Origin of the sequence: Aquimarina addita (genome assembly GCF_039539305.1) — a bacterium.
Classification (GTDB): Bacteria; Bacteroidota; Bacteroidia; order Flavobacteriales; family Flavobacteriaceae; genus Aquimarina; species Aquimarina addita.
In genome coordinates, this window is sequence record NZ_BAABCW010000001.1 from 285,294 (window position 1) to 304,114 (window position 18,821).

Genomic DNA, 18,821 nt, shown 5'->3' on the forward strand with positions numbered 1-18,821 from the left:
AAACAGATCAATAGATAATTTAGAAAAGAAATTAAAAACCTACACGGTATGTTCGTTGTCTATTAGTAATAACATTACAACTTACTCTTACTCTGGTTACTCCCGAAATTTGAAGTGCCGGATCACCAGGCATACCTCCATACTCAACGATATAACCTTGCGCTGCATAGCGCCCTCCACCACCTCCTATCGGAAGATCGTTCCAAGAATTTTGAATCCCAACAGTATCATCAGTGATATGTGCATAATTTTCTTGTCCATCAATAGCATCATCAGGATAGTCATTAGGTTCATTATTATTCCAGAACTCAAATTCACCAGGCACTACGGTACCTGTTTCATCACCGTTCCAAAAAACCAAACCTGCTTCAGGACCAGTTACCCAAGTCCAAACTCCTTCTGCTGTAGGATCATCACTAGCTCCGATCCAGCCAGTTCCAGTAATTTGATCACCGGCAAAAGTAGCTTCTATAGCGCTGGTTAAAGTAGCGAGATATCCTTGTAATCCAAAAAATGTTCTCAGTACTGCTTCGTCTCTTGCATCATCCCATCGTATCCCTAATGAAGGAACAAATTGATAATAATGACCTGTTTCAGGTAAAAACAACGGACTCCCTATTACTACAGAAAACTCTCGTATACCTGTCACTATCGGAGAAGTAGAAGAAAAATTAACTGCAAGAATTGCAGCTTCAAACTCGCTTAAAGTTGCTGGACCAGTTAATTTTAATCGACCTTCTGTAACATCCCAGGTACTAGAAATATTGGGATGTACACCAGATAACACTAGTATATCCTGTCCATTTTGATATCCAGTAGCTATCTGAATACTCACCTCTTCCAATTCGGTATCATCCGTATCTGTTATACTTACAGTATCAACCACTGCGATTGAATTACTTCCATTAGGACAAAAGTAGTTGTCTCCAGTCACTGTGATTACAGGAGGATCATCGGTTTGACTTACTATTACAGAAGGCAGAAATAGGATTAAAAACGTTACATAAACAGTGTACCAATTCATGTTTTTTCTTTTTAAAGCCCCTTAAGTTTAGTGAATATATGTATAAATGTAATAAAAACAAATGTATTAACCTTTATAATGCCAGAATTTGAATAGGAATGATAACTTTGTCAAAAAATAAATATAACTAAGTGAATTACGTATCTATAGAAAATGTTGCTAAGTCTTTTGGCGAACTGGTATTATTCAAAAATATTTCTTTTGGAATTAATGAAGGGCAAAAAATCGGTTTTGTGGCAAAAAATGGAACCGGAAAAACTTCTCTCCTCAATATTATAGCTGGTGATGAGGAACCTGATGAAGGACAGGTTGTGTACAGAAAGAATCTGAAGGTTGCCTTTTTACCACAAGAACCTAACCTAGATCCTAACCTCACTATAGAACAAACTATTTTTGCAGCAGACAGCGAAATTCTTACTGTAATTAATGCTTATGAAAAAGCTTTGGAGAACCCTGATGATGCAGAGCAATATCAAAAAGCTTTTGAACAAATGGATGCTTTAAACGCTTGGGATTTTGAGACACAATACAAGCAAGTTCTTTTTAAACTCAAACTTGAAAATCTGGATCAGAAAGTAAACAAACTCTCTGGGGGGCAGAAAAAAAGACTAGCATTAGCGAATATATTATTAAGCAAGCCACAATTACTTTATCTTGATGAACCAACTAACCATCTGGATTTGGAAATGATTGAGTGGCTCGAAGAATATTTTGCTAAAGAAAATTTCACCCTTTTTATGGTTACGCACGACCGCTATTTTCTGGAGAATGTTTGTAATGAAATTACAGAGTTAGAAAATGGTCAATTGTACAGTTATAAGGGTAACTATGGTTATTATCTGGATAATAAAGAAGCTAGAATTGCAAACGAAGAAATTGCTACAGATAAAGCAAAACAACTATATAAAAAAGAACTGGACTGGATGCGTCGACAACCTAAAGCACGTACCACTAAATCTAAGTCCAGAATTGATGACTTTTTTGAAATCAAAGAACGAGCGCATCAGCGTAGAAATGATCATGAGATTCAACTAGAGATCAATATGGAGCGACTAGGAAGCAAAATTTTAGAGATTCATAAAGTTTCTAAAAGATTTGATAACCTGGTAATGCTCGATAAATATGAATACGTTTTTAAAAAAGGAGAACGTATAGGTATCATTGGTAAAAATGGAACTGGTAAATCTACTTTCCTAAATATGCTTACGGGAGCTATACAACCGGATCAAGGCAAAATTATTGTAGGGGATACCGTAAAGTTTGGATACTATACGCAAGCGGGAATCAATAGTAAGCCAAGTCAAAAAGTAATTGAAGTTATCCGAGAGTTTGGAGACTATATCCCACTAAAAAAAGGAAGGCAGATTTCTGCTCAACAATTATTAGAACGTTTTCTCTTTGACCGCGAAAAGCAATATGACTTTGTTGAAAAATTAAGTGGTGGAGAACGCAAGAGACTCTATTTATGTACGGTTTTGATTCAAAATCCTAATTTTTTAATATTGGATGAGCCTACTAATGATCTGGATATTGTAACCCTCAATGTTTTAGAAAATTTCTTATTAGATTTCCCGGGATGCTTACTTGTAGTTTCTCACGATCGATATTTTATGGATAAAATAGTTGATCATCTATTTGTTTTTAGAGGTAATGGTGTTATTGAAGATTTTCCTGGCAACTATTCTGATTACAGAACATATGAGAATAGTCGTATTCCTGAGAATGAAGCTAAACCAAAAGCAACTGAATCAAACACAAAAAATACTTGGAAAAAAGATAAAACGACAACCCTTACTCACAATGAACAAAAGGAGTTTAATCGTATCGAACGGGATTTAAAAAAGTTGGAACTTCAGAAAAAAGAAATAGAAAATCTCTTTACAGAAGGCAACTTAGATGGCGAGCAGATTAACGAGGAGTCTATGAAACTTAAAAAAATTGTTGACAAAATTGACGAGAACGAAATGCGATGGATGGAGCTTTCTGAAAAAATGGAAGCATAATTTTAATATTAATATAAGTATAAGAAAATGTGTGTTTAGTGACAAGTCAAATCACAAATTATTAAACCACTGATTGTTAATAGTACATTTCTAATCAACAATAATAATGCTTTTTAGAATCAAGTCTTTTTTAAACTTTCTTATTCGTTCTACAAATCAACATAGGGTTCATTCTCCTTTTGTCTACACTCTGGTAACTTTATGCTTCTATGACAGAAAAAAAAGAGCCTCTTATGTCTCGATACAATCCGCATATAAAAATAATACATCTGATATATCCTATAAACATGCAAAACTAATCAATCGTATCGTCCCTTATTTTAATATTGAAAATGCATTGATCATAGAAACCAAATCTAATTTCATACATAGGATTATATCTTTTGAGAACTCAGTAAAGACATATAATGCACCTGAAAGTATGGGTGAATTTGATTTGATCTATACTGACATTAACAATTGTAAATCAGATTTTAAATTTGTTGAATTGTTGTTTTCCAAAATCCATAATGAAACAATATTCATTATAAACTCTATACACAAGTCAAAAGAAAATTTTGATTTATGGACTCAATTAGTTGCACATCAAAAAACTACGGTTACCATAGAAATGTATAACCTAGGATTTGTATTTTTTAGAAAAGAACAAGTGAAAGAAGAATTCACGCTTAGAGTGTAACGAATCTATTCGTGTGACGTCTTATAGTCAAAAATTGTATCTTTCAGAAGTCATTGTAAGTATCACATGGAAAACGTAATAGAAATCAGAGGTATTATTAGAAATTTTCAATTAGGTCAGGAAACGGTATATGTATTAAAAAGTATTGATTTAGATATAAAACGTGGAGATTATATTGCTATTATGGGACCTTCCGGATCCGGAAAATCTACACTTATGAATCTTTTAGGATGCCTGGATACTCCGACAGACGGAACTTATAATCTTAATGGTCAAGATGTAAGCAAAATGACAGATGATCAATTAGCTGATATTAGAAATAAAGAAATTGGATTTGTATTTCAGACATTTAATTTATTACCCAGAACAACAGCATTGGATAACGTAGCATTACCTATGGTATATGCAGGAGTTTCTAAAAAAGACAGAACCGCCAGAGCTGAGCAGGTATTAACAGATGTAGGGTTAGAAGATCGCATGGATCATAAACCTAATCAGCTTTCAGGAGGACAGAGACAACGTGTAGCTGTAGGTCGTGCATTGATCAATAAACCATCCATTATACTTGCTGATGAACCTACAGGTAATCTGGACTCTAAAACTTCTCTGGAAATCATGCAATTACTGGATGAAATCCACGCTGCAGGAAACACTGTAATCGTAGTCACTCACGAAGAAGAAGTCGCCGAGCACGCCCATAGAGTTATTAGATTAAGAGATGGTATCATTGAGAGCGATGTTAGAAATCAATAAGTTTTCAGTTTGTCGTTTAGAGTTCTTGGTTTAAAAATTTTAATTCGTATTTTGGGAATTCATTTTTTCACAATATTAACTGAATGCAACCCATACAGATTCTTCTCTTAATTGCAGCTTACTTCGGTGTACTCCTATTAATTTCTTATTTCACAGGAAAGAATTCTGGAAATGATGCCTTTTTTAAAGCAAACAGACAATCTCCCTGGTATATTGTAGCATTTGGGATGATCGGTGCTTCCCTGAGTGGAGTTACATTTATTTCTGTACCTGGATGGGTGGAAGCTTCTCAATTTAGTTATATGCAGGTAGTACTGGGATATATACTAGGATATACGGTAATAGGTACCATTCTGCTACCATTATATTATAAGCTAAACCTCACCTCTATCTACACATATCTGGATGAGCGTTTTGGTAATTATGCTTATAAAACCGGTGCTTCTTTTTTCCTTTTATCGAGAATTGTTGGAGCAAGTTTTAGATTATTCCTAGTTGCTAATGTGTTACAAACAATTCTTTTTGATGCATTACAGGTTCCCTTTTGGATTACCGTAATTATAACGATTTTACTTATCTGGTTATATACATTTAAATCCGGGATTAAAACAATTGTTTGGACAGATACATTACAGACCTTATTTATGCTAATTGCTGTAGGAGTAGCAATTTATTATGTTTCTGATGACTTGGGTATACAAGGTTCTAATCTCTTGGGATATGTTCTGGATAGTGATCTTTCTAAAATGTTTTTCTTTGATGATATAAAAAATAGTAATTATTTCTGGAAACAGTTTTTATCAGGGGCTTTTATAGCCATCGTTATGACCGGATTAGATCAGGATATGATGCAGAAAAATTTAACTTGTCGTAATTTAAAAGATGCTCAGAAAAATATGTTTTGGTTTACAATTGTTTTAACGATAGTTAATTTTATTTTTTTAGGTCTAGGTTTGTTATTGACAGAATATGCTTCACAACATGGTATTACTGCTCAGAAGGATCAACTTTTCCCTACGATTGCTACTCAGAGTGGACTGGGAATAGGTATTGCATTATTTTTTGTTTTAGGACTTATAGCTGCAGCATATAGTAGCGCAGATAGTGCATTGACTTCATTAACAACTTCTTTTAGCATCGACATTATTGATATCGAGAAAAAATACAATCCTATTGATCAGATTAAAGTCAGAAAAAAAATACACATTCTCTTTTCTGTTACTTTGGTATTAGTCATTATTGCTTTTAAGTATGTCATACAGGATGAGAGTGTAATCGCGAAGGTATTTAAATTTGCAGGCTTTACTTACGGACCATTATTGGGTCTGTATGCCTTCGGATTATTTACCAAATTTAAAGTTAAGGATAGTTACATACCTATTGTTTGTATAGTATCTGTAATCATCTCTATAATACTGAATCTATCTTCCCAATTATACGTTTATTTTTCAACTGAAAATTCTTGGGAGACCTCAGGAAAATTTGCTGCAGAACTATATTACCAAATTGGTTTTGAAATTTTGATTATAAATGGTGCGCTTACCTTTATTGGCTTACTTTTTTTAGCAATATTAAAATTGATTCGTAGAAAGCAAAACTAAAGTACAGGCAACCTCAACCAAAATATTATGTTCTTTTAGTATTGTATATAATTCTGGATTTTCTGTTCCTGGGTTAAAAATGACACGTTGAGGTTTTAAACGAACTATATAGTCATAATATGTTCGCTGCCGAAGTGGGTTCAAGTACAGGGTTATAGTATCTAAGTCATCAACAATAACTTCCTTTGTTGTTATGCTCACACCTGAAACTATACCTTCACGTAGTCCAATGGCAACTACCGGATGACCATTCTGCACTAATCGATTAATTGCTAGATTAGAGTATCGATCTGCTTTTAATGAAGCCCCTAAGACTAATGTTTTTTTATTCATGCAATCTATTCTATGGTATTATTATACATTCTTCATTAAAAATATTATAATTCTATTTATTATTTATTGAAAAACTAATTTAATTAGTTAATGAGAACTATAAAAAGTTAAAAACAAATAGAAAAATGTTAAAAACAAAGACATTTTGTAACATATCGAGTGTCGAATGCGTCATATATAAAGAAAGTAATTTTTCGTAGATTTAGTTAGTTAGTTTTAATAGTCAAATTATATTCATTGTTGATGGTTAGTGGTATTATTTGATTATTATTGAAAACCGCTCTGAGTAAGGGCGGTTTTTGTTTTTAATTATATATTTTTTCGTTTTTATAAATAAGCGAGATAGTATATCAAAGAACCGATTAGATTAAAAATCACAAAAAAAATTAACAATAACATATATTTTAACAAAGAAAATAATCATTACACTATAAAATCTATTAATAATTAACAAAAAAATAAATAAAGCTTATTTTAGTTATCAAAAATTCAATTTATTAAGATTTTAAGATTAAATATTAATAATATGTGAAAAGTAAGCCTTTTTTGTAACACTATTTATTTTGTTACGTCTATTATAGTATCATTACTGTTATAATTTATTTGAATTAGCCTTTAAAAAAGAAATAACGTAGTAATAATAAAAAATCGCGAAGCTTTACAACTTCGCGATTTTATTTTTATAAATAATGATATATTACCATTTGATAATAGCACTTGCCCAGGTAAATCCACTCCCAAAAGCTGCTAACACCACCAAATCTCCTTTTTTAATTTTACCTTCTTCCCATGCTTCAGTTAAAGCAATAGGTATAGATGCAGCAGTTGTATTACCATATTTCTGAATATTATTGTACACTTGATCATCTGACAATTTAAACTGTTTTTGTACAAATTGTGAAATTCTCAGATTTGCTTGATGTGGAATTAACATATCAATATCTGTTGCAGCAAGATGATTTGCTTGTAATCCTTCATTAATAACTTCAGAAAAACGAACCACAGCATTTTTAAATACAAACTGTCCATTCATATAAGGATAATAAGGAATGTGTTCAGGATCATTCTTTGCAATGATTTCAGGCACCCAATGCCCTGTGTTAGGCCCTTCTAACGATAATTCTTTAGCGTGAGCTCCTTCACTATGTAAATGGGTTGATAAAACTCCGCTTCCATCTTCTTGTTCACTTCTCGATAAAATGATAGCACCTGCACCGTCTCCAAATATTACAGAAACTCCTCTACCACGTGTAGTCATATCAAGCCCTCCACTGTGATTTTCACTTCCTATAATAAGAACATTCTTATACATACCAGTCTTTATAAACTGATCACCTACAGAAAGTGCATAGATAAACCCACTACACTGATTACGCACATCTAATGCTGGTACAGTTTTCATATTCATCATATCCTGAACGATTACACCTCCTCCAGGAAAATACATATCCGGACTTAATGTAGCAAAAATGATCAAATCGATATCATCAGTAGTTAATTTTGCTCTTTCCAGTGCAACTTTTGCTGCTTTGACTCCCATAACAGAAGTACTGTTACCATCGCCTTTTTTAATATGACGACGTTCTTTAATACCAGTTCGTTCCTGTATCCAGGCATCATTGGTATCCATTACTTTAGAAAGATCATCGTTAGTTACAACGTTTTCAGGAACATAGCTCCCTAAACCGATTATTTTTGAAGTATACATATAGTTTATAATGTTGAGTGATAAATTGCGGGAAATTAGTGACTATTCAGATCACAATAAAAAACCGCATCCCAAGATATGTATTCTAGCGTATTTGATAAAAGAAAGTCTTGTTTTATTGTATGCGCGCATAGTAAAAATCCTATTACACATGCTTAAAATATCTTCGTAACTTAAAATTTAACATAAATAAATAAACTACTTCGACCCAAAGGTACGGACTATCAAAAACAAGATCGCTTCATAACAAGAATCAAGAAACTGGCTTTTTTATTTTGATTCTTGTCATTTTCATATTGAAATGATCCGGAGGATATCTTGTAGCCAAAACCTTGAGAAATTCTATCAATTTAAAACAATAAAAAGACCCTGAATATCTAAAAAAATAATCAGGGTCTTCACTATTATAGAATTATAAGTTACACTAAAATAATTATTTGATTAATTTCTTAATTGCTTGTTTATTGTCAATCGTTAATTGAACTTGGTATAATCCTTTGGCAAGAGATGATATATCTAATGGTTGTGAAAATACCATATTGCTTTTAGTATATGAAGTAGCATACACTACTTTTCCTGTCATATCAATAATCGTTATATCTATTTTTCCAATATATTCGTTAGATATATCTATGTTGACAATATCTATTGCCGGATTAGGAGACAAAACAGAGGTATTGACAAGTAATTGATCTTCTTCTACATCTAGTATTAATGTTGATTCTACATTTATCACAGAAGTAAAAACTGGACCCCAGGTATTTTCTGAGTTTTTAACCCTAATATTAAACGTATTCAAACCTTCTTTTACTAAAGGTATCTCATTAGCAAAAAGCTGTTCTAACGCTTGATTTAAGTTACCATCTACTGCCAGTATAGCTCCTCCTGCTCCTGCTCCCGGATCGGTATTCCAAAAATATTCTGCCTGGGTTACGGTTACAGATAAGGAAGCAATCACTTCCTCATTCACAACTATAGATGAAAACACAGGTCCCCAGACCTCATCAGCATCTTTGACCCTTACATTAAAAATATGAGTTCCTAACCCAGAACTTGCTATACCCGTAGCTATAAGTTCCTCTAGCACTTCATCCAGTGCACCATCCTCTGCGGTTATTGCGGTTGCATTTCCTTGACCAGGATCTGTATCCCAGAAGTACTCTGCACCTGTTATTTGTGCATGTGTAAATTGCACGGACAACAAGCAGACTAAAAATATATAAAGTATATTTCTCATAGTACTCTTATTTAGAAAATGCTGCTGCTTTTACGTCAATCGTAGAAGAATTAATAATTAAATTAGGGATCTCTAAAAAATATACTTGCGGTTTACCATCACTATCCTCTGGATGATAATTAGACCATGCATGCGATCCGCCATGAATACCTACATCATTAGGAGTTAAATCGATGTCATAATAAGTAGTAGCAGGATGTCCCGCATCTACTAAATCAGCATCTGTAGTAAACTCGGTATTACTGGCCTCAATATCCACGAGAAATTCTGCTCCCGCCTTATATTTATTAAAATAAGCTTGAGAATTTACGTCGCTAGAATCATCCCAAACATTAGTAGTAGTACCCACTCCTGTAATGCTAAATGAATTATTTCTTATATCCCATACACAAACATTATTAGTGCCTTGAATATAAATTCCATTAACAATCTCATCTTCATCTAAAAAACTAAAATCATTATTATGAATAAAATTAAGACTATTTTCTCCCGAGAAAAATATTTCCAGTAAAGCAAATGGATTAGAACCTCCTAAGTAGATAGAGTTAAAATCATTATTATAAATATGATAGGCGTATGTCTCACTCGCCAGAAAATTCGATTGATTATAATTTTCAAAAGTAATTTTGTTACCTATAATATAAATAGGAGTATCTGCAAGAGTACTGGAATTAACGTCATTTTCAATCTGAAATTCACCAAACATATCATTACCGATAAGCTTACCATGCCTAAAATAAACGACTCCTCCTATTTCGTTACTAATAAGATTAACTGTTACATTATTACGATCAAAAAAAACTTCTTCCATCTCCGAATTAAAAATACTCACAACAGTTCTTTCTCCACTTCCCGAGTTTGAACTTGCTTCTACATCTTCTGATACCGCTGCATTATGAATAATAACTATTCTTTCTGCTGCCGGTACTATACTAATGGTTCCAAAAACTAAATATTTTTCTCCGATATTAGAACTTTGTAATGTCAAACTCTTGTTAATAGTAAGATCTTCTACATAGGGGATATCTCCAACCTTAGGAGTAATTATAATTCTATCTCCATCTGCAGCTGCTGTAATAGCATCAGAGATAGTTGCATATGCTCCACCAGCACCGTTTTCTCTAACAAAAAGATCTGTTGCATAGGTGTTAATTGCCAAAAGGCAAAGTAGAATACTAGTAATAGTATGTTTCATAAGGGTAAAGGAATTTAGGTTAAACGTGTATTATGATTTTCTTATGTAAAAAAAGATCGAAACAAGTGTCTAATTATCTAAGTAGTGATGATTTCTTGTTATCCTATCTATACTTTATGTATTAAGAAACAGATTTGTTACGTTGATGTAAGATTTTTTTAAATACAAGGCTAAAGATCAGACAAGAGCGCTTCACTTTTAGAAATCAAGAATTGAGTCTAAATACTTATTTTAAGCATAAAGTAAAAAACAAAAAAAACAATTATATAAGATCGTTGATATGAGAAATTTTAGTAGTCAAGCACGTTTCCTCATATCTATAAAAAACGAAAGGCATGCCAACCACAGCATGCCTTTCTAACAACCTAACCAATAAATAAACAAACCTAAGCCAGCTGGTTAAAACTGGCTAAAGGTACCTTTCATAATTAGCAACACGAACTGTAGCTTTTAGATCGTGTAACAAATTATATAAGCCAAAAAAAGTTCTATTGATATATAAGAAGTGTTTACTACCTCTATTACCATTCATTTTTCTTAGCTCTGTATCTTTAGAATATTTTTCACTTAACTCTGTAATAGCTCCCCAAAAACTCTCATCTGAAAAATCAAAAACATCTGATTGAAATGGTTTTGTAAAAAGGCTTAACATTTCATGGAACAACTCCGAAAAAAACTTTCTCTCTTTAGGAGAATCTTCCTTTCGGAGTATTTCCAGCTCTAACATTTTTAAGGCAAAAAAATCAGGGTTATCTATATTCTTTTTTTCCGCTAATTCGAAATAAGGGGTATAAAATTCCAAAGGAATCTTTTTTATACAACCAAAATCTATGGCTATGAGATGATCCTCTTCATCTACTAAAAAATTTCCTGGATGTGGATCTGCGTGTACCTCTTTTAAGATATGCATTTGATACATATAAAAATCCCAAAGAGCCTGTCCTACTTTATTCGCATTCTCTTGATTCTCATTTTTTTCTGCATATTCGCTTAGATGAACACCATCCATCCAGTCCATAGTAATAATTCTGGCACTTGATAAATTCTCGTAATAAGAAGGAAATCTTAGGTTTTCGATTTTTGCGCAAGCAGTAGTAATTTCCTTACTTTGCTTTACCTCTAACACATAATCTGTTTCTTCTAACAATTTACCTTCTAATTCTTTAAAGTATTTTTCTGAATCTTTACCTTTTAAATTAAACATTCTGGTGGCGATGGGCTTTACCATCGCCAAATCAGAACTTATGCTGTCTGCAACTCCAGGATATTGAATTTTCACAGCAAGTTTTTTCCCGTCTTTAACCGCTTTATGTACCTGTCCGATACTTGCAGCGTTTATTGATTGAGTTGCAAACGTATCATATAAATCTTCTGGATATTTACCATGATACCTTTTAAAAGTTTTTCTTACCAATGGTGCAGACAATGGAGGCACACTAAATTGAGCTAATGAAAACTTCTCAACATATGCATTGGGTAAGATATTTTTTTCCATGGATAGCATTTGAGCGACTTTTAAAGCACTCCCCTTTAAACTTTTTAATCCATCATAAATATCTGCGGCATTATCTTCGTTTAGCTGATCCCTTGTTAAATTTGGATTTACCGCCTTTTTACTGTAATACTTAAGATAATTTCCTCCTACCTTTACTCCTGTCTTTACAAGCTCTGTTGTACGACCAATTTTTGAAGTAGGTATTTTATCTATCGTTTTCATATTTTATATTCCAGATTACTTTAATTCCTTAAATGTTTTTGACGATCAATTCCACATTGATTTTTCTTTCCATAAAAATTTCCCAAAATCCAATACGTTGGCGAGAGGTGTATTATCAAATAAATCAAAAATGGTATTCACAGATTTTTCTATAGCTACATCAGTCTTCTCAAAGGCAGGTGAATCATCTTCCATCCAAAATTTTAAAAGAAATAAAAACTGTATCCACGCTCCTTCAGAATATATGGAAACTGGATTTTTAGCTATATTAAATAATTTGTCATCATTATCTATTTCTATTAATTCTTTTGCAAATCCTTTTATATGATTTCTTAATCCTTTTAACTGCCCTAAATTTTTTAAGGGTGTATGACTCATTCCCAATGTTAACAGAACATAACTACGATTAAGTGTTAAGAGCTCAAAAAATGTAAAGAAAAACGTTAGCATTTTGTCCCTGCTTGACAAATTTTCATATTCGCTATTACTATTTATAGCATCTATCGTAGTACTAAAAAAAGTATTCCAAATCCCCTTATTAACTGCGTCTATACTTCCAAAAAAATTATAGAAATCTTCTTCTTTAATTTTTGATTCCTTACAGAATTTATAAACTGATTTTGGATACATATCATGTTCTAAAACATAATGCATATATTTTTCAATAATATACGGAGCATCAATTACTTGCTTTTTTTTAGGTGAGGCCATAGGTTATTATTTTATGATGTAAAGATAAGTATTGTTTAAGTATTAAGTAAAAAATGTTAAACAAAAATATGTTAAAGTTGTTTCATAATTTATGAAACATGCCTAAACAAGAATATCTTTAGTCGTATGCGCGAACATTACCTTACATAAGCCTGATCCAACAGAAACTTAATGTCAGTTTGTCAGACTTACATACTTGGTATTTTTTTTGACTATACTCGATAAATAGATAATTAAATTAAAACACTATAAAAATGGCAACAGGAAATATTAATGTATCCGTAGAAAATATTTTTCCTTTAATAAAAAAGTTCTTGTACTCTGATCATGAGATTTTTTTACGAGAATTGATATCTAATGCTACAGATGCAACATTAAAATTAAAGCATTTAACGGGTATTGGAGATGTTAAAGTGGAGTATGGCAATCCTTTTATTGAGGTAAAAATTGATAAAGAAAAAAGTCAGTTACACATTATCGATCAAGGAATCGGAATGACTGCAGAGGAGGTTGAAAAATATATCAATCAAATTGCATTTTCTGGTGCAGAAGAATTTTTAGAAAAATATAAAGATAGCGCAAAAGACTCTGGTATTATTGGTCACTTTGGTCTTGGTTTTTACTCCGCTTTTATGGTAGCTAATAAAGTAGAGATCATTACTAAATCTTTTAAAGACGAACCAGCTGCTCATTGGATCTGTGACGGTTCTCCATCCTATACTTTGGAAGCGCATGATAAAACAGACAGAGGAACAGAAATTATTCTTCATATAGGAGAAGAGGATGCTCAATTCTTAGAAGAAAGTAAAATTAATGAATTACTGGTAAAATATAATAAGTTTATGCCTATTCCAATCAAATTTGGAATGAAGACAGAAACTTTACCTAAGCCAGAAGATGCGAAAGAAGAAGATCCAGCTCCTACTCAAGAGGTTGATAATATTATTAACAATCCTAATCCAGCGTGGACAAAGCAGCCTGCGGATTTAACCGATGAGAATTATAAAAGTTTCTATCGAGAGTTGTACCCTATGCAGTTCGAAGAGCCTTTATTTAATATTCACCTTAATGTAGATTATCCATTTAATCTAACCGGAATTTTATATTTCCCAAAGTTAGGTCAGGATATGAATATACAGAAAGACAAAATACAACTTTATCAAAATCAAGTTTTTGTAACAGATAATGTAGAAGGTATTGTTCCAGAATTTTTAACAATGCTACGTGGAGTTATAGACTCTCCAGACATTCCATTAAATGTTTCAAGATCGTACTTGCAAGCGGATGGTGCGGTAAAGAAAATATCTAGTTATATTACCCGTAAAGTTGCAGACAAACTAAATTCTTTATTCAAAAACGATAGAGAAGATTTTGAAAAAAAATGGAATGATATTAAGATAGTTATAGAATATGGAATGCTTTCTGAAGATAAGTTCTTCGAAAAAGCTGACAAATTTGCGTTATATCCAACAGTTGATGGTTCGTATTTAACTTTTGATGAATTAAGAGAAAAAATCAAGAACAATCAAACGGATAAAGATGATAAATTAGTTGTTCTATATGCATCTAATCAAGATGAGCAACACGCATATATTGCTGCTGCCAAAGATAAAGGGTATGAAGTATTATTATTAGATTCTCCTATTGTATCGCATTTAATCCAAAAACTTGAAACAAGCCAGGAGAATGTAACTTTTGCAAGAGTTGATGGAGATCATATTAATAATCTAATTAAGAAAGACGAAGAAACGATTTCTAAATTGTCTGATGAAGAGAAAGAAACACTCAAGGCTGATCTTGAAAAAGTGATTCCTTCGTCCTCGTATACAATACAACTGGAAGCAATGGATAGCAATGCTTCTCCATTTATGATCACACAACCAGAATTTATGCGTCGTATGAAAGAGATGCAGCAGACTGGTGGAGGCGGTATGAATATGTTTGGTAATATGCCAGAAATGCATAATCTGATTGTTAATACGAATCACGAATTAATAACAGAAATCAAGAATACTAAAACGGATAAGAAAAAAGAACGCTTAATTAAGCAATCGCTAGATTTAGCCAGACTTTCTCAAAATCTTTTAAAGGGAGAAGAATTAACAGAATTTATCAAACGTAGTTTTGAGATGGTTAAGTAACTCTTAAAACATTATTTTATTAGTTTATAGTAAACCGCTTTCACTGTTATGCAGTAAAGCGGTTTTTTTGTGATTCCATATTTTGATTATGAATTTATAAATCGTTATCTTAATTTTGAATGATCGATTTTATAAATTAGTTTAAAACGCATGAATGATGAAAACAAAACTGAGTCTTTTATTATTGTTTTTGATTTGTTATACCACGAGTAATGCACAAAATTGTATTTCGGGTTATGTAAATCTGGAAAATCCTTCTGATTGGGATACAAAAGTCAATCTTACCCAAATCGATATAACAAACATTGATGCACCAGATAATAATACTATCATTGCCTCTGCTGCCATTCAAAAAAATGGTTTTTTTGCTTTTGACACTACAACACTTGATACACAAAACCAATTGTATAGGCTACAAGTAAACCCTATTAGTGATCAAAAGAAAAAAGAAATTACTAATACTATAAAAAATTATAAAGTATTCGTATTATCTAATAACGATACGATACATTTTAAAAAAGGAAATCAATTTTTTTCTGACTTTACGACAAATAATAAAGCGGCAAAAGAATATAGGGCATTAAGACAGTTTGAAGCATCACAGACTTCTTTTGAAGATACTGCTTACACAAAAAAACAACTGCTGGCAACAAAAAACTATGTAAAAGATTCTTTGCAAATTCTTATGGTTAAACTCATCGGGATCAAAAAACTAGAAGATCGTAATTTATTAACCATCGATATAAAAGCTAATCCTGATTACTATTTAGATCTGTTAGACGAACTAAAATCCAGTGAACTTGACCCTGCTACTTATGTTTATCTAGAGGATAAACTAGTTTTTCTGATTAAAGAAAAAATTGAACATAAATATACTGCAAGTCTCCTTATTAATTTCTTTGCTCTATTCATAATTGCAGGGTTAGTTGTGCTATTTTTTAGATCAAAACAAAAGGAGAAAAACAAGCAATCCATTGCATTGAGTAAACAGGAAAACACGATCAAAGATTTAATTATTCTGGGAAAAAGTAATAAAGAAATTGCCAATGAACTTTTTATAAGCCTAAATACCGTAAAAACTCATATTACTAACATTTACAGCAAACTGAATATATCCAATAGAAAAGAATTACTTAAACACTAATTTTTTCTTATAACATCAAAACATATAGAGGACCAATAGTATACGTAGCCTTTTACGCTATACGCAACATTGGTAATCAATACTTAATTAAGAAATCATACCCGTACTAGTACCTTATTCAGCTCTATTAAAAGATGATTTTTTGATCATCTCCGTGTTACTTTGTTTAAAAACAAATGACACGAACCCTTTGTATATTATTTTTTCTCTTTTCATATCTATCCTTTGCACAGCAACAGCATACATTATCCGGTAACATTACTAATCAAAAGAAGATTCCTGTAGAAACAGGAAAGGTTGTTTTGCGATCTGAAAACTACCAAACGATAGTAAGCAGCACCATTATTAAAAATGGAAAATTTAGTTTTGATACTATTCATAAAGGTAAATATATCATATCCATAATTTGCCAAGGGTATGAACCCGTATCACAATCAATACAATTAGACAATAATAGATCCATTAATATAGCTCTACAGGAACATATCCAAGCTCTTGATGAAGTAATGATTAAAACAATAAAGAGTAATACAACTATTAATAATGGTGATATAAAAATATCCATTGAGAATTCAATTTTAGAATCATTACCTTCTGCTGTAGAGGTATTGTCTAAACTACCAGGTATTCAAATTAGTCCTGATCGGGAGTCAATTTCTGTGATTGGTAAGGGAACCCCTCTGATCTATCTTGATCATCAGCGCATAGATATGAATCAACTAGTATCACTACCTATTGAAAGTATTAAGAATATTGAAATCATCGATACGCCTTCGGCAAAATATGAGGCAGAAGGAAGAAGCTTAATTCTAATTACCAGAAAAAACAACCGTCAAGATGGTTATAAATTCCAAGTATCAGAGATTGCTTCTTTACAAAGAAGGTTTACTAACTATGCAGGCATACATAGTAGTTTCAAAAAGAAAAAATTAGAACTTCGGGGCAATTTTAATTACAATCAAATCGGATTTTGGGAGGGTGGAGATAGTGCTCTTACTATTCAGGACTATGATATCAGATATACAGATCAGGTAACTTCTATTGGTCCCAGACCTCAATTCTTAGTAGGAACTGGTTTTTTTTATCAATTCTCAGAAAACACTTATATATCAGGACAAGTAAATTGGAGAACTCAAACAGATCAATTTCCTATTCAAAGTAATGCTTACTTAAAAGAAGGAGGCTCAGAAAGCTTTATCAACACTCAAAATGAACACGATGCTCAACGGGATTTTTTAAGTAGTAACCTCAATTTTAGTCATCAAATGACATCGGATAGTAATCTGTTTTTTGGATTACAATATTCTAATTATATCAGAGCTCCAAAGAGCACTATTTTCAATAATATAAATGACACGGGTTTTCAATTATCTCAGTATAGAGATCAGAAATTTCAAATTAGTGTACTAGCAGGAAGGATAGATGTAGAAAAAGTCTTTACTAAGGGTTTTAAAATAGATCTAGGAGGAAGTATTTCTTTCAGTAACGGGTATGCTTTTTCTGATTTTGATAGTATCAATCCTGTAAGTACTTTTTTTTCTGAATATGAGTATGATGAAAAAATTTATGCTTCCTACCTACAATTATCAGGAACAACTCATAAAATAGAGTATACGGCGGGAATACGATCAGAAACTAACAGAGTTCAGGGAGGCTTTAAGAATGATGAGGAGCTATTAATCAATAGAAACAAAACCACATTTTTTCCAACGATAAAATTAGCTATACCTATTGATAGTACTAAAAGTGTTTCATTAAGTTACAATAAGACAATCGCCAGACCTAATTATCTTAATGCAAGTTCGATTAGTACATATATCAGTCCTTTTTCAGAATATTCCAGAAATGTTAACCTTCAACCTACGATTACGCAAGAAATAACTACAAATTTTCAGTATAAAAAACATTCACTGAATGTGGGTTATTTCAATCATAAAAATCCTACATACTCAAGTATCTTCTACAATCCAACTGAAAACAGAATTACATCCTCCCCAGAAAATTTTGAGAAAGAATCAGGTTATCATATTCGACTGAATACGACTACTACTTATAAATTATGGAATAGTACAAGTTCAATATCTGTAATACAAAGTAAGGTTATTGACACTTCTGCTATCCTTATGAAAACTAGACCTTATTTGTATTATTACTCTAACAATGAATTTACTCTTATGCCAAAAACAATTTTAGCACTGAATTTTTGGGGATTAACCAAACAATATAGTGGTGTTATTAAAAGAAATGCTCTTTTTATCATAGGAGCATCATTTTCTACTACACTTTTTAAAGAATTGGATATTGCTATTAATACAAACGACATTTTTAGAAATATGAACTTTAAAGAAGATAGGATAATTAATGGAATTGATCATAAAAGTATTTTTTATGTAAATGCACAAGAAATTTCACTTTCACTAAAATATACTTTTGGGAAAGTGAAAAAATCTGCCTTTAAAAATAAAGATATTGATGACAATCTTGATAGAATTCGATAAATCCAAAAGAAACAAAAGCAAAAACCTCCTAATCTTTTTGATCAGGAGGTTTTTAATAGTCAACTTATACTAATTAA

The 18,821-nt window shown here is 31.9% G+C and carries 14 protein-coding genes; 7 read left to right on the forward strand and 7 right to left on the reverse strand.

The genetic code is table 11. From position 1 onward, the window contains the following. Window positions 1–31 precede the first annotated feature (31 nt). On the reverse strand, window positions 32–1,024 hold the full coding sequence (locus ABD816_RS01320; RefSeq protein ID WP_344924041.1) for a C-type lectin-like domain-containing protein: 993 nt from the start codon (window positions 1,022–1,024) through the stop codon (window positions 32–34). A 131-nt stretch (window positions 1,025–1,155) separates the two neighbouring features. Here ABD816_RS01320 and ABD816_RS01325 point away from each other — a divergent pair, with 131 nt between their 5' ends. From ABD816_RS01325 to ABD816_RS01340, 4 genes are all read left to right on the forward strand, one after another. Beyond that, window positions 1,156–3,027, forward strand: a complete 1,872-nt coding sequence (locus ABD816_RS01325; protein ID WP_344924042.1) for an ABC-F family ATP-binding cassette domain-containing protein — start codon at window positions 1,156–1,158, stop codon at window positions 3,025–3,027. 106 nt (window positions 3,028–3,133) lie between these two features. Further along, window positions 3,134–3,706, forward strand: a complete 573-nt coding sequence (locus ABD816_RS01330; protein WP_344924043.1) for a hypothetical protein — start codon at window positions 3,134–3,136, stop codon at window positions 3,704–3,706. 66 nt (window positions 3,707–3,772) lie between these two features. Further along, window positions 3,773–4,459, forward strand: a complete 687-nt coding sequence (locus tag ABD816_RS01335; RefSeq protein WP_344924045.1) for an ABC transporter ATP-binding protein — start codon at window positions 3,773–3,775, stop codon at window positions 4,457–4,459. 83 nt (window positions 4,460–4,542) lie between these two features. Then, window positions 4,543–6,060: a sodium:solute symporter gene (locus ABD816_RS01340; RefSeq protein ID WP_344924047.1), complete on the forward strand. Its 1,518-nt coding sequence runs from the start codon at window positions 4,543–4,545 to the stop codon at window positions 6,058–6,060. Here the strand turns inward: ABD816_RS01340 and ABD816_RS01345 are convergent. The 6 genes from ABD816_RS01345 to ABD816_RS01370 form a co-directional block, all read right to left on the reverse strand. Continuing rightward, window positions 6,031–6,393, reverse strand: a complete 363-nt coding sequence (locus tag ABD816_RS01345) for a CoA-binding protein (protein ID WP_344924048.1) — start codon at window positions 6,391–6,393, stop codon at window positions 6,031–6,033. The genes ABD816_RS01340 and ABD816_RS01345 overlap by 30 nt on opposite strands. A 697-nt stretch (window positions 6,394–7,090) precedes the next feature. Continuing rightward, on the reverse strand, window positions 7,091–8,101 hold the full coding sequence (locus ABD816_RS01350) for a 3-oxoacyl-ACP synthase III family protein (protein ID WP_344924049.1): 1,011 nt from the start codon (window positions 8,099–8,101) through the stop codon (window positions 7,091–7,093). 433 nt (window positions 8,102–8,534) lie between these two features. Next, window positions 8,535–9,338 carry a T9SS type A sorting domain-containing protein gene (locus ABD816_RS01355; protein WP_344924050.1) on the reverse strand — a complete coding sequence of 268 codons (804 nt, stop codon included), beginning with the start codon at window positions 9,336–9,338 and terminating at the stop codon, window positions 8,535–8,537. 7 nt (window positions 9,339–9,345) lie between these two features. Continuing rightward, the gene (locus ABD816_RS01360) at window positions 9,346–10,533 is read right to left on the reverse strand and encodes a hypothetical protein (protein ID WP_344924051.1); all 1,188 of its coding nucleotides are present in this window, start codon (window positions 10,531–10,533) and stop codon (window positions 9,346–9,348) included. A gap of 409 nt (window positions 10,534–10,942) precedes the next feature. Continuing rightward, window positions 10,943–12,250 carry an ABC1 kinase family protein gene (locus tag ABD816_RS01365; protein WP_344924052.1) on the reverse strand — a complete coding sequence of 436 codons (1,308 nt, stop codon included), beginning with the start codon at window positions 12,248–12,250 and terminating at the stop codon, window positions 10,943–10,945. 45 nt (window positions 12,251–12,295) lie between these two features. Beyond that, the gene (locus ABD816_RS01370; protein ID WP_344924053.1) at window positions 12,296–12,961 is read right to left on the reverse strand and encodes a TetR family transcriptional regulator C-terminal domain-containing protein; all 666 of its coding nucleotides are present in this window, start codon (window positions 12,959–12,961) and stop codon (window positions 12,296–12,298) included. 254 nt (window positions 12,962–13,215) lie between these two features. Between ABD816_RS01370 and htpG the strand changes: the two genes are divergently transcribed. The 3 genes from htpG to ABD816_RS01385 all read left to right on the forward strand — a co-directional run bounded on the left by htpG (window position 13,216) and on the right by ABD816_RS01385 (window position 18,744). Then, window positions 13,216–15,102 (forward strand): molecular chaperone HtpG, encoded by a 1,887-nt coding sequence (htpG, locus tag ABD816_RS01375; protein WP_344924055.1) that lies wholly within the window; start codon window positions 13,216–13,218, stop codon window positions 15,100–15,102. Window positions 15,103–15,259: 157 nt separating this feature from the next. Beyond that, window positions 15,260–16,246, forward strand: coding sequence for a helix-turn-helix domain-containing protein (locus ABD816_RS01380; RefSeq protein WP_344924057.1), 987 nt, complete (start codon window positions 15,260–15,262; stop codon window positions 16,244–16,246). 176 nt (window positions 16,247–16,422) lie between these two features. Further along, window positions 16,423–18,744: an outer membrane beta-barrel protein gene (locus ABD816_RS01385; RefSeq protein WP_344924059.1), complete on the forward strand. Its 2,322-nt coding sequence runs from the start codon at window positions 16,423–16,425 to the stop codon at window positions 18,742–18,744. Window positions 18,745–18,821: the final 77 nt, after the last annotated feature.

Bases quoted from the DNA above. Each gene is read 5' to 3' on its own strand.
- ABD816_RS01360 (WP_344924051.1), bottom strand. From the start codon at position 10,533: ATGAAACATACTATTACTAGTATTCTACTTTGCCTTTTGGCAATTAAC.
- ABD816_RS01380 (WP_344924057.1), top strand. From the start codon at position 15,260: ATGAAAACAAAACTGAGTCTTTTATTATTGTTTTTGATTTGTTATACC.
- ABD816_RS01335 (WP_344924045.1), top strand. From the start codon at position 3,773: ATGGAAAACGTAATAGAAATCAGAGGTATTATTAGAAATTTTCAATTA.
- ABD816_RS01345 (WP_344924048.1), bottom strand. From the start codon at position 6,393: ATGAATAAAAAAACATTAGTCTTAGGGGCTTCATTAAAAGCAGATCGA.
- htpG (WP_344924055.1), top strand. From the start codon at position 13,216: ATGGCAACAGGAAATATTAATGTATCCGTAGAAAATATTTTTCCTTTA.
- ABD816_RS01365 (WP_344924052.1), bottom strand. From the start codon at position 12,250: ATGAAAACGATAGATAAAATACCTACTTCAAAAATTGGTCGTACAACA.
- ABD816_RS01350 (WP_344924049.1), bottom strand. From the start codon at position 8,101: ATGTATACTTCAAAAATAATCGGTTTAGGGAGCTATGTTCCTGAAAAC.
- ABD816_RS01385 (WP_344924059.1), top strand. From the start codon at position 16,423: ATGACACGAACCCTTTGTATATTATTTTTTCTCTTTTCATATCTATCC.
- ABD816_RS01330 (WP_344924043.1), top strand. From the start codon at position 3,134: ATGCTTTTTAGAATCAAGTCTTTTTTAAACTTTCTTATTCGTTCTACA.
- ABD816_RS01320 (WP_344924041.1), bottom strand. From the start codon at position 1,024: ATGAATTGGTACACTGTTTATGTAACGTTTTTAATCCTATTTCTGCCT.
- ABD816_RS01355 (WP_344924050.1), bottom strand. From the start codon at position 9,338: ATGAGAAATATACTTTATATATTTTTAGTCTGCTTGTTGTCCGTGCAA.
- ABD816_RS01340 (WP_344924047.1), top strand. From the start codon at position 4,543: ATGCAACCCATACAGATTCTTCTCTTAATTGCAGCTTACTTCGGTGTA.
- ABD816_RS01370 (WP_344924053.1), bottom strand. From the start codon at position 12,961: ATGGCCTCACCTAAAAAAAAGCAAGTAATTGATGCTCCGTATATTATT.